Genomic DNA, 15,213 nt, shown 5'->3' with positions numbered 1-15,213 from the left:
TGGAGAGGAGGATTAAAAGCACACGGCGTCGCTGCACGGCAAATCGCCGACGAGGATATATAAAGGGAATCAACAGCAAATATATCCCCACATACAAAACTGCGACGCAACAGACGCGTCGGAGTACCAGCTTTTTAGTTCATGAAATCATCCTCGACCGCGTTGTTGGCCGAGGATGTCTCGCAATTCAGATTTTACCGACCAAATCCAACGACGGTGCCAGAGTTTTCCCGCCTTCTTCCCACTTAGCTGGGCAAACCTCGCCAGGATGATTGGCAACATAAATCGCAGCTTTAACCTTACGCAAGAGTTCTTTTGCATCACGGCCAATGCCCTCAGCAGTAATCTCCACCGACTGAATCACACCCTGCGGATCAATGATGAAGGTGCCGCGATCAGCCAAACCACTTGGGCGCAACACATTGAAATTCCGACTGATCTCATGCGTCGGATCACCGATCATCGCATACTTAATCTTGCCAATCGCTGGTGAAATATCGTGCCAAGCCTTATGTGAAAAATGCGTGTCTGTGGAAACCGAATATATCTCAACCCCATACTTCTGGAATTCCTCATAATGATCAGCCAAATCTTCCAGTTCAGTCGGACAGACGAAAGTAAAATCAGCAGGATAGAAAACAAACACAGCCCACTTTCCCTTGAAAACCGCCTCCGAAACTTCAACGAATTGGCCATTCTTGTAAGCAGTCGCTTTGAATGAAAGTATTTCAGTGTTGAGAACAGACATTGAGTATTTCCTGTTGGTGGCGGAAAGTGTAGAACTCAGAATGATATATAGCTTAAGCACCCCTTATTAATTTATCAAATCAATGGAATAAATTAAATCGATAGTTATAAGCCATTAAATTAACTACCTACACACCCTTACCACCTTGCTACGCCCCATACTTATTCATTGACAATAACCAGACCACATAACCAATTACTGAGTAACAAACCTAGATTCCTCTTTCATGAAACCCACGACTTCGACTAGCCTTACTTAGCAATGATCGCGTGGACATCTAGAAAATCCAGTTGCCAAACCAAAGCATTACACACAGCACACTGAGGTAGGGCGGAGAACCACTCCCCGCCCCACAAACTACACTCACCACTGATAACCCACACCTGCACCTACACCCACGTGACTACGGGTATTCGCACTACCACTGAACTTGAACACCCAATGCCCACTGTCAGAAACCGCTGAAACACCCACCGCAATCGCCGACTGACCCTGATAACTACTGACTCCAACAGAGGTCATCCCTCGTCCCTGAACATAAGCCTGCGGGAGATTTGCCGTCGCAATCGCTGCGGCCACACCCCCGTTAGTCTCCCTACGGAGATTCCCTACCATCCCATCCGTGTACTGCTTGGCAGTGATCAAGCCTTGATTGAGTTGACTTACATTGACCGCATCCGTATCAGCAGTGCCTGCAGCCACATTCGTCACCTGCCTCTGAGAACCCGCAGATCCCACCGAAACACTGTTTGCGCGGTCAGCTACTGAATCATTACCAATAGCAACCGCATTATCAGCAGACACATTCGTATTCTTACCCAACGCAACACTATCTGTACCTGAAACTGCAGCATTGGTACCAATGGCCATCGCATTGACCCCCATCCCTTTAACACTTGGAGTACTGTCACCTTTAGTGACCTTAAAAACATCCTCTATATTATTGATCTCATGCCTCATATCATCCGTTTGAAGATTTGACTTCTGGGCCACAGCATCAAGCTGGCGCAAATTCACCGCATCCGTCTCCTCCTTAGCATCAGCCACATTACTGATCGAACGGGTTTCCCCCTTAGCAGCATCACCTACCGAAACAGTTCCCATCGTATTGTTCTGTACACCTGAATATTTCCCAGTGTAACTTTCTGCACCACGCCCACCATCCTTTGCACCATCACCCAAAGCCACACTGCCATCAGCACTAGCAATCGCATTACGGCCAATCGCCGTAGAACCTTTGCCACTCGAAGCAGCACCAGATCCCACCGCTGTCGCCCCTTCACCAGATGCCTGCGTACCAACACCGGCCGCGACAGCCTTACTGCCTGTCGCACCATCACCATCATAGTTACCTCCCTGGGTGCCACCATCATTCGTACTGTAATAGCGAGTCGCTTTGACACTCACATTCTGTACTGCCTGCTTCAATTGACTGACGTTAACCGCATCTGTATCTGCCATACCCACTGCAACATGGCTGATGACTTTGTCACCCGCATTGAACCCTGAAGCCGTCACCGAAGGTCCATTAGCAATGAATAATCCCATTGCACCCAACGAAACATCGCTACCCACCTTCACACCATCGGTGTTCACCACAGTATTGCCTGCAGTCACCCCATCCACTTTGAAATCCTTGGACAGGTTAAACACCACATCATTGCTATCGCTGGATTTACTGATCGTCAGATTCCCATCCGTATTCTTCAGATCCACCGTACCGCCAGACACCACACTGCTCCCATTGGCACCCGACGCCGTCAACGTCCACCCCTTATCAACCGCCTCGCTGACCGACTTCAACTGACTCAAGTTGACCGCATCCGTATCCTCCGTCCCTGCCGTCACATTAGTGATCTTATGGCTGCCAGCATTGATACCACTCAACGTAACCGACGCCCCACCGACAATTGATAACCCAAGATCATTAACAACAACAACATCATCAATATTCACACCATCGCCATTCACAACCGTCCTGTTAACAACACTTTCTCCATCTTCCAAAGTCTTGACAGATGAAGTGGATGAATGGCTCATAATCACTAACGACTTAGAATTCAGCAAAACATCACTGCTCACCTTCACCCCATCCTTGTCCAGCTGAGTGTTACCCACCGTTACACTTTTCTCCTTAAGATCCTCAGACAAGTTAAACACCACATCATTGCTATCACCGGATTTGCTGATCGTCAGATTCCCATCTGTGTTCTTCAGGTCCACCGCACCGCCAGAGACCACTTTGCTCCCATTGGCACCTGACGCTGTCAGCGTCCACCCCTTATCCACCGTATCGCTGATCGACTTCAACTGACTCAAGTTGACCGCATCCGTATCCTCTGTCCCTGCTGTCAACCCGCTGATCTTGCCGCCGTTGTTGATCAACACATTGCCAAACTTCGGAGAATCCGCCAATTGTAAATGAATCGCACCAGCTGCTTCATCCACCACACTCTTTAAATTCCCACCTGAATACGTCCCCGCAGTACTGCTTTCACCACTAATCACCACCGCCTGACCCAGGGTCCGTTTCACCGAGCCTTCGTTTCCACTAAACGTTACCGGCTGACTGGCTTGCGCTTGCACTGCATTCAACTGCGAGCCGTTCACCGCATCCGTCGACGTCTCCGACACCTCACCGGCCGCAACATGGCTAATCACCTTGCTGCCTGCATCAATACCCGATGCAGTCACCGCAGGACCATTGGTAATCGTCAAACCCGTCGTACCTAACGCAACATCGCTACCGACCTTCACGCCATCGTTATTCACGACCGTGGTGCCTGAGGTCATCCCATCCACTTTGAAATCCTTGGACAGGTTAAACACCACATCATTGCTATCACCGGATTTGCTGATCGTCAGATTCCCATCTGTGTTCTTCAGGTCCACCGCACCGCCAGAGACCACTTTGCTCCCATTGGCACCTGACGCTGTCAGCGTCCACCCCTTATCCACCGTATCGCTGATCGACTTCAACTGACTCAAGTTGACCGCATCCGTATCCTCTGTCCCTGCCGTCAGCCCGCTAATCTTGCCGCCGTTGTTGATCAACACATTGCCAAACTTCGGAGAATCCGCCAGTTGTAAATGAATCGCACCAGCCGCTTCATCCACCACACTCTTCAAATTCCCACCTGAATACGTCCCCGCAGTACTGCTCTCGCCACTGATCACCACCGCCTGACCTAGGGTCCGTTTCACCGAGCCTTCGTTTCCACTAAACGTTACCGGCTGACTGGCTTGCGCTTGCACTGCATTCAACTGCGAGCCGTTCACCGCATCCGTCGACGTCTCCGACACCTCACCGGCCGCAACATGGCTAATCACCTTGCTGCCCGCATCAATACCCGATGCAGTCACCGCAGGACCATTGGCAATCGTCAAACCCGTCGTACCTAACGCAACATCAGTGCCTACCTTCACGCCATCGTTATTCACGACCGTGGTGCCTGAGGTCATCCCATCCACTTTGAAATCCTTGGACAGGTTAAACACCACATCATTGCTATCACCGGATTTGCTGATCGTCAGATTCCCATCTGTGTTCTTCAGGTCCACCGCACCGCCAGAGACCACTTTGCTCCCATTGGCACCAGATGCCGTCAGCGTCCACCCCTTATCCACCGTATCGCTGATCGACTTCAACTGACTCAAGTTGACCGCATCCGTATCCTCTGTCCCTGCTGTCAACCCGCTGATCTTGCCGCCGTTGTTGATCAACACATTGCCAAACTTCGGAGAATCCGCCAGTTGTAAATGAATCGCACCAGCCGCTTCATCCACCACACTCTTTAAATTCCCACCTGAATACGTCCCCGCAGTACTGCTCTCGCCACTGATCACCACCGCCTGACCTAGGGTCCGTTTCACCGACCCTTCGTTTCCACTAAACGTTACCGGCTGACTGGCTTGCGCTTGCACTGCATTCAACTGCGAGCCGTTCACCGCATCCGTCGACGTCTCCGACACCTCACCGGCCGCAACATGGCTAATCACCTTGCTGCCCGCATCAATACCCGATGCAGTCACCGCAGGACCATTGGCAATCGTCAAACCCGTCGTACCTAACGCAACATCAGTGCCTACCTTCACGCCATCGTTATTCACGACCGTGGTGCCTGAGGTCATCCCATCCACTTTGAAATCCTTGGACAGGTTAAACACCACATCATTGCTATCACCGGATTTGCTGATCGTCAGATTCCCATCTGTGTTCTTCAGGTCCACCGCACCACCAGAGACCACTTTGCTCCCATTGGCACCAGATGCCGTCAGCGTCCACCCCTTATCCACCGTATCGCTGATCGACTTCAACTGACTCAAGTTGACCGCATCCGTATCCTCTGTCCCTGCTGTCAACCCGCTGATCTTGCCGCCGTTGTTGATCACCACATTGCCAAACTTCGGAGAATCCGCCAGTTGTAAATGAATCGCACCAGCCGCTTCATCCACCACACTCTTTAAATTCCCACCTGAATACGTCCCCGCAGTACTGCTCTCGCCACTGATCACCACCGCCTGACCAGGGTCCGTTTCACCGAGCCTTCGTTTCCACTAAACGTTACCGGCTGACTGGCTTGCGCTTGCACTGCATTCAACTGCGAGCCGTTCACCGCATCCGTCGACGTCTCCGACACCTCACCGGCCGCAACATGGCTAATCACCTTGCTGCCCGCATCAATACCCGATGCAGTCACCGCAGGACCATTGGCAATCGTCAAACCCGTCGTACCTAACGCAACATCAGTGCCTACCTTCACGCCATCGTTATTCACGACCGTGGTGCCTGAGGTCATCCCATCCACTTTGAAATCCTTGGACAGGTTAAACACCACATCATTGCTATCATCGGATTTGCTGATCGTCAGATTCCCATCTGTGTTCTTCAGGTCCACCGCACCGCCAGAGACCACTTTGCTCCCATTGGCACCTGACGCCGTCAGCGTCCACCCCTTATCCACCGTATCGCTGATCGACTTCAACTGACTCAAGTTGACCGCATCCGTATCCTCTGTCCCTGCCGTCAGCCCGCTAATCTTGCCGCCGTTGTTGATCACCACATTGCCAAACTTCGGAGAATCCGCCAGTTGTAAATGAATCGCACCAGCCGCTTCATCCACCACACTCTTCAAATTCCCACCTGAATACGTCCCCGCAGTACTGCTCTCACCACTAATCACCACCGCCTGACCTAGGCTACGTTTCACCGACCCTTCGTTTCCACTAAACGTTACCGGCTGACTGGCTTGCACTTGCACTGCATTCAACTGCGATCCGTTCACCGCATCCGTCGACGTCTCCGACACCTCACCGGCCGCAACATGGCTAATCACCTTGCTGCCCGCATCAATACCCGATGCAGTCACCGCAGGACCATTGGTAATCGTCAAACCCGTCGTACCCAATGCAACATCGCTACCCACCTTCACGCCATCGTTATTCACGACCGTGGTGCCCGAGGTCATCCCATCCACTTTGAAATCCTTGGACAGGTTAAACACCACATCATTGCTATCATCGGATTTGCTGATCGTCAGATTCCCATCTGTGTTCTTCAGGTCCACCGCACCGCCAGAGACCACTTTGCTCCCATTGGCACCTGACGCCGTCAGCGTCCACCCCTTATCCACCGTATCGCTGATCGACTTCAACTGACTCAAGTTGACCGCATCCGTATCCTCTGTCCCTGCCGTCAGCCCGCTAATCTTGCCGCCGTTGTTGATCACCACATTGCCAAACTTCGGAGAATCCGCCAGTTGTAAATGAATCGCACCAGCCGCTTCATCCACCACACTCTTTAAATTCCCACCTGAATACGTCCCCGCAGTACTGCTCTCGCCACTGATCACCACCGCCTGACCTAGGCTACGTTTCACCGACCCTTCGTTTCCACTAAACGTTACCGGCTGACTGGCTTGCACTTGCACTGCATTCAACTGCGAGCCGTTCACCGCATCCGTCGACGTCTCCGACACCTCACCGGCCGCAACATGGCTAATCACCTTGCTGCCCGCATCAATACCCGATGCAGTCACCGCAGGACCATTGGTAATCGTCAAACCCGTCGTACCCAATGCAACATCGCTACCCACCTTCACGCCATCGTTATTCACGACCGTGGTGCCCGAGGTCATCCCATCCACTTTGAAATCCTTGGACAGGTTAAACACCACATCATTGCTATCACGGATTTGCTGATCGTCAGATTCCCATCTGTGTTCTTCAGGTCCACCGCACCGCCAGAGACCACTTTGCTCCCATTGGCACCTGACGCCGTCAGCGTCCACCCCTTATCCACCGTATCGCTGATCGACTTCAACTGACTCAAGTTGACCGCATCCGTATCCTCTGTCCCTGCCGTCAGCCCGCTAATCTTGCCGCCGTTGTTGATCACCACATTGCCAAACTTCGGAGAATCCGCCAGTTGTAAATGAATCGCACCAGCCGCTTCATCCACCACACTCTTCAAATTCCCACCTGAATACGTCCCCGCAGTACTGCTCTCACCACTAATCACCACCGCCTGACCTAGGCTACGTTTCACCGACCCTTCGTTTCCACTAAACGTTACCGGCTGACTGGCTTGCACTTGCACTGCATTCAACTGCGATCCGTTCACCGCATCCGTCGACGTCTCCGACACCTCACCGCCGCAACATGGCTGATGACCTTGCTGCCCGCATCAATACCCGATGCAGTCACCGCAGGACCATTGGTAATCGTCAAACCCGTCGTACCCAATGCAACATCGCTACCCACCTTCACGCCATCGTTATTCACGACCGTGGTGCCCGAGGTCATCCCATCCACTTTGAAATCCTTGGACAGGTTAAACACCACATCATTGCTATCATCGGATTTGCTGATCGTCAGATTCCCATCTGTGTTCTTCAGGTCCACCGCACCGCCAGAGACCACTTTGCTCCCATTGGCACCTGACGCCGTCAGCGTCCACCCCTTATCCACCGTATCGCTGATCGACTTCAACTGACTCAAGTTGACCGCATCCGTATCCTCTGTCCCTGCCGTCAGCCCGCTAATCTTGCCGCCGTTGTTGATCACCACATTGCCAAACTTCGGAGAATCCGCCAGTTGTAAATGAATCGCACCAGCCGCTTCATCCACCACACTCTTCAAATTCCCACCTGAATACGTCCCCGCAGTACTGCTCTCACCACTAATCACCACCGCCTGACCTAGGCTACGTTTCACCGACCCTTCGTTTCCACTAAACGTTACCGGCTGACTGGCTTGCACTTGCACTGCATTCAACTGCGATCCGTTCACCGCATCCGTCGACGTCTCCGACACCTCACCCGCCGCAACATGGCTGATGACCTTGCTGCCCGCATCAATACCCGATGCAGTCACCGCAGGACCATTGGCAATCGTCAAACCCGTCGTACCTAACGCAACATCAGTGCCTACCTTCACGCCATCGTTATTCACGACCGTGGTGCCTGAGGTCATCCCATCCACTTTGAAATCCTTGGACAGGTTAAACACCACATCATTGCTATCATCGGATTTGCTGATCGTCAGATTCCCATCTGTGTTCTTCAGGTCCACCGCACCGCCAGAGACCACTTTGCTCCCATTGGCACCTGACGCCGTCAGCGTCCACCCCTTATCCACCGTATCGCTGATCGACTTCAACTGACTCAAGTTGACCGCATCCGTATCCTCTGTCCCTGCCGTCAACCCGCTGATCTTGCCGCCGTTGTTGATCACCACATTGCCAAACTTCGGAGAATCCGCCAGTTGTAAATGAATCGCACCAGCCGCTTCATCCACCACACTCTTCAAATTCCCACCTGAATACGTCCCCGCAGTACTGCTCTCACCACTAATCACCACCGCCTGACCTAGGCTACGTTTCACCGACCCTTCGTTTCCACTAAACGTTACCGGCTGACTGGCTTGCACTTGCACTGCATTCAACTGCGAGCCGTTCACCGCATCCGTCGACGTCTCCGACACCTCACCGGCCGCAACATGGCTAATCACCTTGCTGCCCGCATCAATACCCGATGCAGTCACCGCAGGACCATTGGCAATCGTCAAACCCGTCGTACCTAACGCAACATCAGTGCCTACCTTCACGCCATCGTTATTCACGACCGTGGTGCCTGAGGTCATCCCATCCACTTTGAAATCCTTGGACAGGTTAAACACCACATCATTGCTATCATCGGATTTGCTGATCGTCAGATTCCCATCTGTGTTCTTCAGGTCCACCGCACCGCCAGAGACCACTTTGCTCCCATTGGCACCTGACGCCGTCAGCGTCCACCCCTTATCCACCGTATCGCTGATCGACTTCAACTGACTCAAGTTGACCGCATCCGTATCCTCTGTCCCTGCCGTCAGCCCGCTAATCTTGCCGCCGTTGTTGATCACCACATTGCCAAACTTCGGAGAATCCGCCAGTTGTAAATGAATCGCACCAGCCGCTTCATCCACCACACTCTTCAAATTCCCACCTGAATACGTCCCCGCAGTACTGCTCTCACCACTAATCACCACCGCCTGACCTAGGCTACGTTTCACCGCCTGACCCTACGTCGTTTCCACCCTTCGTTTCCAAAACGTTACCGGCTGACTGGCTTGCACTTGCACTGCATTCAACTGCGAGCCGTTCACCGCATCCGTCGACGTCTCCGACACCTCACCCGCCGCAACATGGCTGATGACCTTGCTGCCCGCATCAATACCCGATGCAGTCACCGCAGGACCATTGGCAATCGTCAAACCCGTCGTACCTAACGCAACATCAGTGCCTACCTTCACGCCATCGTTATTCACGACCGTGGTGCCTGAGGTCATCCCATCCACTTTGAAATCCTTGGACAGGTTAAACACCACATCATTGCTATCATCGGATTTGCTGATCGTCAGATTCCCATCTGTGTTCTTCAGGTCCACCGCACCGCCAGAGACCACTTTGCTCCCATTGGCACCTGACGCCGTCAGCGTCCACCCCTTATCCACCGTATCGCTGATCGACTTCAACTGACTCAAGTTGACCGCATCCGTATCCTCTGTCCCTGCCGTCAACCCGCTGATCTTGCCGCCGTTGTTGATCACCACATTGCCAAACTTCGGAGAATCCGCCAGTTGTAAATGAATCGCACCAGCCGCTTCATCCACCACACTCTTCAAATTCCCACCTGAATACGTCCCCGCAGTACTGCTCTCACCACTAATCACCACCGCCTGACCTAGGCTACGTTTCACCGACCCTTCGTTTCCACTAAACGTTACCGGCTGACTGGCTTGCACTTGCACTGCATTCAACTGCGAGCCGTTCACCGCATCCGTCGACGTCTCCGACACCTCACCGGCCGCAACATGGCTAATCACCTTGCTGCCCGCATCAATACCCGATGCAGTCACCGCAGGACCATTGGTAATCGTCAAACCCGTCGTACCCAATGCAACATCAGTGCCTACCTTCACCATCGGTATTCAGCAAAGCAGGTCACCCAGCCACTTTGACATCCTTGTTCAAATTGAATTCCACATCATTACTTCATCGCTTTTGCTGAATCGTCAGATTTTTGTCGTGTTTTTCAGGTCCACCGAACCCTGAGACCTACGTTGCCACTTGGCCCCGACGCCGTAAGGTTCCAGCCTTTGGCCACCGTCAACGACCTGCTCGAGCAACATTCAACTGATCGTTTGATGTGCCTGCCGCCAAACCTGAGACTGACGCGTCTTAAAATTGCTACTTACATCGCCGATACTGACTGCTGCCAGTGTGCTTTTCCAGGCCGCTGAAGCCAGTGGAAATCGTTTTTGTTGGGTCGTACCCTGAGAGGCTTGCCAGTAGAAGCAACCGAGTTCAATCCCAATTGCCACCGCTCCATCTGGTACTGTAACCACCACCGCCACCAACCGCACGGCACCTTGACTGCCGAATTCCACCGAAGAAGCGTCCCGCAGTACTGCTCTCACCACTAATGCACTGTATCGGTGCACCATCGGCTTTTGCACCAATTGCAATTGCCAAGCACCAGTTGCTTTGGTTGCAAGCTCGCTTTCAGTGCATCAGCCGCACTACTCTGCGCCGAACCAATCGCAATTGCGTTGGTTCCCGCCATAGTGTTCATGGTTATCACACTGCCCATACGGATCGAATACGTTTTATTTAAAACGTCATTAACACCGAATTGACCCGAATTGACATATAAAACCCCACCCAGCGCAAGACTTCTTGATGCGTTCCCCTGGTCAGCAGTGGCTCCAGGGGCACCGAAGAAACGAGCGTAACCTGTCACAGTCCACGGATCTTCATTGCATAGGGGGGAAGTTTTCGACTCAATGGTCGTGTTTCCAAAATCAACGATCCTCTGACATTGCCCATCAATACCATCATTGATATAAAGTTGGGCTCTAGCCTCTTCAGCATATGGAAGCGACAGCGACAACGCAGCAAATAAAATAGTATGCAGCGGTTCCTTCCCATGCTGTTTACTACTATGTGGAGCTATAAATACCATGATCCACCCCCCAGTACTCGACCCAGATTGCCTAAATCAAGAAATAACTGATCGGTTATATATTTTGGACTTGATGAAAAAGTTCTCTTCATCTTATCTGCAGCAATATCAGCAGACAGCGAAATGAAAACGCGCATAGCAACCCTCCTTAATAAATAAAGAAGAAAATTTTTAGTAGCAGCATCAGCACCCACGTATTAGGCAATACACTTTAAATATCTTAAAAATCGTGTTTCGTTACTAAATTAGCCGCAGTGTGCCGATACCACAAATAAACCATTCGTAGAAAAACTACAATTTGAACTTAAATTTCATAATATGAACGATTGGCGTAAGCCAATGCCAACGAAGTAATCATAAAATGCACAATATCATTATCATTCCGTTGAATGATCCAAATCACATAATGTGCCAATATCCCATGAGTTTAACCAAAGGAATAGCAAAAAAACGAAATATTAACTTGCATAAAAACTCTCCTTAACTTTCAAAACAACATCAGGCATTAAACATAATCAACATCGAATAGATCAATGACTGCAATTAATTAATAACATCATAATCGTGATACTAGCGATACGAATCAATATTCTTTGATATTTTGATCACAAAAACGCGATTGATTATTTTAATATATTAAATATAAATCGATTAAAAAATATAACCATAAAAAGACAATTTCATAACATTATATTGCCGCCAAGCCATACACTCATGCCACATGAGTAAATGGCTTAATTAATTAGCATTAAAAATTCTTGGGAAACATGGCACCAGCAGCAGTTTCCCAACATCAAGCTCATTTTGTATTCAATCCTGGTAATGGCTCCATTGCGTTGAATTTTTGACTGTATTCATCAGTAAGATTACGCGCCTCCTGAGGGTTACGCACAATCTCTGGGGTCAGTAACACAATGATTTCCCGGCGATTATTATTCTGCGCCTTCGTACCAAACAACCCACCGACTATCGGCACCTTACTCAGGAACGGGACCCCGTTACTGCCTTTACCGCTATTACTGTCAATCAGGCCAGCAAGCATGATCGTATCGCCACTCTGCACCGCGGCCTCCGTCTTAATCCTGCGTGTGTTGATCTGGACATTGCACGCGGCGCTGTTGACCAACGTCGAACTAGCAGAGCTACATGCCGCTGGCAGTGAACCAGGGGTGCTGACCTCCTGTACGATGTCCAAAAACACCATTCCGTCCTTAGTCACGCGCGGACGCACTTTCAAAATGACGCCGGTATCAATGTACTGCACTGAGGAGTAGGTACTGTTACTGCCCAGACCGGTGTTAATTGAGGTGGAATTGATTGGAATACGCGCACCCACGTTGAGCGTGGCCTCGGCGTTGTTACGCACGAATACTGACGGCGTCTGTAGCAAACGGACCTGGGTGACTTGGTCCAATGCATTGATAATCGCTGCGGCGTTCTTTCCAAGGAACGTCCAAGCCAACCCATTGCTGGTGACCTTACCGGCAATGCTCTTCCACCCCGAACGCCCAGCGGCACTAGGCAGGCCCGCACCTAGGCCAATGCCAGTCCCGTTGGAAGCGCCATTATCCGCCGCATCAGCAGCAGCATTTACAGAATTCTGGAAAAACCAATTCACACCATAGCTGAGCTGGTTGGTGAGGCTGACTTCAGCGACCTGAGCTTCGATATGTACCTGCATCGGCATCACATCAAGCTTCTCAATCACATCACGTATCGATTTCCACGCTTGGGGAGTCGCACGGACCAGCAAGGTATTAATTTCCTCCACCGCCGACACACCGACGGTATCGCCCTGCACATGAAGAGTCACACTGCCATTGCCTTGGGTGCGTGGTGACAACTGGAGCGTACTGCCCCCCAAACCACCATTCGCACTGCTCGTGTTATCCGCCCCTCCGTTACTGGGAACAGCAGAAAGGCTACCGCCACCACCAGCACTTGGCAGGTTATCGCCACTGCCGCCACTTCCCAAGACGCCAAGTTGCGCGCCTGGAGCCAGCGACACATTACTATCTTCACGCCTAGCACCGACCCCAAATACTTCCGCCAGACGATTAGCTAAATCATTGGCCTTGATGTACTTCAGCGCGTAAGAGAACAAACTCAAAGCACCTCCAACACTGTCGACACTATCCAACCATTTCTGAATCTGATCCAGATAACTAGCCTGTGGGGTAATCACCAAAACAGCGTTAGCACTCTCCAGAGGCATAAAACGGAACATACCGGCGCTAGGCGTTTTTCCGCTCTCGCCAAACACTTTTTCCAAATCGGCAGCAACTTTATCCGCCTTGCCTGATTGAATTGGGAACACACCCACCGACATACCAGACAACCAATCAACATCGAAAATTTGAACAGTGCGCAGATAGTTCTCTAGCTCAACACGGGTACCCGCAAGGGTAATCAGGTTACGCGTTGTATCAATGCTGACAATCGCATTAGGACGTGCGTATGGATCAAGCACTTTTTTCATCTCGCTCGCCGAGATGTACTTCAGTGGTACCACACGGACTTCAAAGCCACGGGCAACCGCCGACGGTGCAGTACTCGGCGCAACCGTACCAGCTAGCGCCTGGTCGGCCTGGACAATGCTGTAACGTCCATTGTTATAAATCATCCGTGCGTTGTTCCAACCCAATACCATCTCCAAGAGACTCAGCGCCTGTGCCGACGAGACAGGCTTAGGTGTGGAAAGAGTCACCGTGCCCTGCACACCCGATGCAATGAAATAGTTTTGCCCTAGCATGTCGCCAAGAATGGCTTTGACCACAGCCTGCAACGACTCTCCTTCGAAGTTAAAGATAGCGCTACCTTTTCCAGCCACACCCATTGATGGCGGTGGAGTTGCAGCAACAGTCTGATTAATCACTTCCCCATTACCACGACGAATCACCGGGAGCGGGCCACCAGCATCAGAAAGCAGCGCATTCGGCGTCTCCGTAGTGTCAGGCAGCGGCACAGTGGCCGTCCCCACAGCGTCAGGGAGCTGTGTCGTCGGTATGTCTGCAGTAGCAGGATGTTTATGCAGAAGAGTATTCCGCTTAATCATCGGCGATGGTGGGGTAACACAAGAACCCAAAAGGGCAGTGACTATCGAAACAGTTAAAAGACGCGAAATCATGCATTCACTCTTATTGGTGCTGGTCAGAAAGAACCTCTATCCTGTTACTTTTGTTGCTCTTGTTGTTGCTGAAGTTGACGCCGACGGGCTTCAATGCGCTCACGGATAGCACGTATCTGTGCATCAATGGGCTTTTCAGGAGCTTGCGGTCCTGTCACCGCAGCCGGTTGCTGTCCCCCAGGAACCCTGCCACTTTGCGAAACAGCAGATGTACTAGGCTTTACTAAAGCAGCCGAGGCAGCCTCCGATGAGGGTGAGGCAACAGGATGCTCAACCATCGTTGGCACGTTATTTTCAGAAGGATTGTTCGCATTTTTATTGGCCTGACCATTAAAGGGCTGTAATTCCAGAGTGCGAGTACCACCAGCACCTTCAATCGTAGCGCTGCGTGGCTGTAAACTAATCAGGCGCCACCCATTGACTGCATCTCCACCCAAACGGATCCGTAGCGACTGGTTTTGCTCGTTGGTCAAGGTTGCCATTTTAAATTTAGGTGTGATCAGCACCCCGGTCAAACGTACATCGCTTTCAACACTCGTATTTTCGCCTGACACCAACAGGAACGGATGTGGTTTGCGATCCTCGGAAAACACTGGACGCGCAGCAATCTCACCATAACGGGTAAATGGGCCAAAATGCTCGGCTGCTGAAGCAGGCAATGATGGCAACTTCTGCCGGATTAATTGCGAATCATCACGAAGCAGTTGAACGCTTCTTCCCATGCCTGCCAACGCCAACATACAAACCAAAGCAGCCCAGCCTGCAACCGTGGCAAACAACCAGGTCCATACCGAAAAGGCATCAATTCGCATTGCTACTCCTTTGCGGCAAGG

At 51.4% G+C, this 15,213-nt stretch carries 4 protein-coding genes and 2 pseudogenes; all 6 read right to left on the bottom strand.

Annotated features, from left to right (window positions below):
* Window positions 1–187: 187 nt before the first annotated feature.
* On the bottom strand, window positions 188–748 hold the full coding sequence (gene ahpC / locus F7G16_RS07450) for an alkyl hydroperoxide reductase subunit C (protein ID WP_004087859.1): 561 nt from the start codon (window positions 746–748) through the stop codon (window positions 188–190).
* A gap of 363 nt (window positions 749–1,111) precedes the next feature.
* Complete coding sequence (locus tag F7G16_RS12780) at window positions 1,112–5,266, bottom strand: YadA family autotransporter adhesin (protein ID WP_243857827.1); 4,155 nt, start codon at window positions 5,264–5,266, stop codon at window positions 1,112–1,114.
* Window positions 5,260–5,733: pseudogene (locus F7G16_RS12775) on the bottom strand (hypothetical protein); the annotation flags it as partial. The pseudogene F7G16_RS12775 and the gene F7G16_RS12780, both read right to left, overlap by 7 nt.
* 255 nt (window positions 5,734–5,988) lie before the next feature.
* Window positions 5,989–10,652, bottom strand: a pseudogene (locus tag F7G16_RS12770) (beta strand repeat-containing protein); the annotation flags it as partial.
* 1,400 nt (window positions 10,653–12,052) lie between these two features.
* On the bottom strand, window positions 12,053–14,380 hold the full coding sequence (gene gspD / locus F7G16_RS07430; protein ID WP_038232863.1) for a type II secretion system secretin GspD: 2,328 nt from the start codon (window positions 14,378–14,380) through the stop codon (window positions 12,053–12,055).
* A 44-nt stretch (window positions 14,381–14,424) separates the two neighbouring features.
* Complete coding sequence (locus tag F7G16_RS12220) at window positions 14,425–15,192, bottom strand: hypothetical protein (protein WP_004088945.1); 768 nt, start codon at window positions 15,190–15,192, stop codon at window positions 14,425–14,427.
* Between the last annotated feature and the right edge of the window lie 21 nt (window positions 15,193–15,213).

The sequence above is a fragment of the Xylella fastidiosa genome, from assembly GCF_011801475.1.
Taxonomy (GTDB): domain Bacteria; phylum Pseudomonadota; class Gammaproteobacteria; order Xanthomonadales; family Xanthomonadaceae; genus Xylella; species Xylella fastidiosa.
The sequence above is the reverse complement of the archived record's forward strand: the minus strand, read 5'-3'. Positions and strand labels throughout refer to the sequence as shown.

Excerpts from the sequence above, each read along its gene's own strand:
- gspD (WP_038232863.1), bottom strand. The coding sequence starts at position 14,380 with ATGATTTCGCGTCTTTTAACTGTTTCGATAGTCACTGCCCTTTTGGGT.
- F7G16_RS12220 (WP_004088945.1), bottom strand. The coding sequence starts at position 15,192 with ATGCGAATTGATGCCTTTTCGGTATGGACCTGGTTGTTTGCCACGGTT.
- ahpC (WP_004087859.1), bottom strand. The coding sequence starts at position 748 with ATGTCTGTTCTCAACACTGAAATACTTTCATTCAAAGCGACTGCTTAC.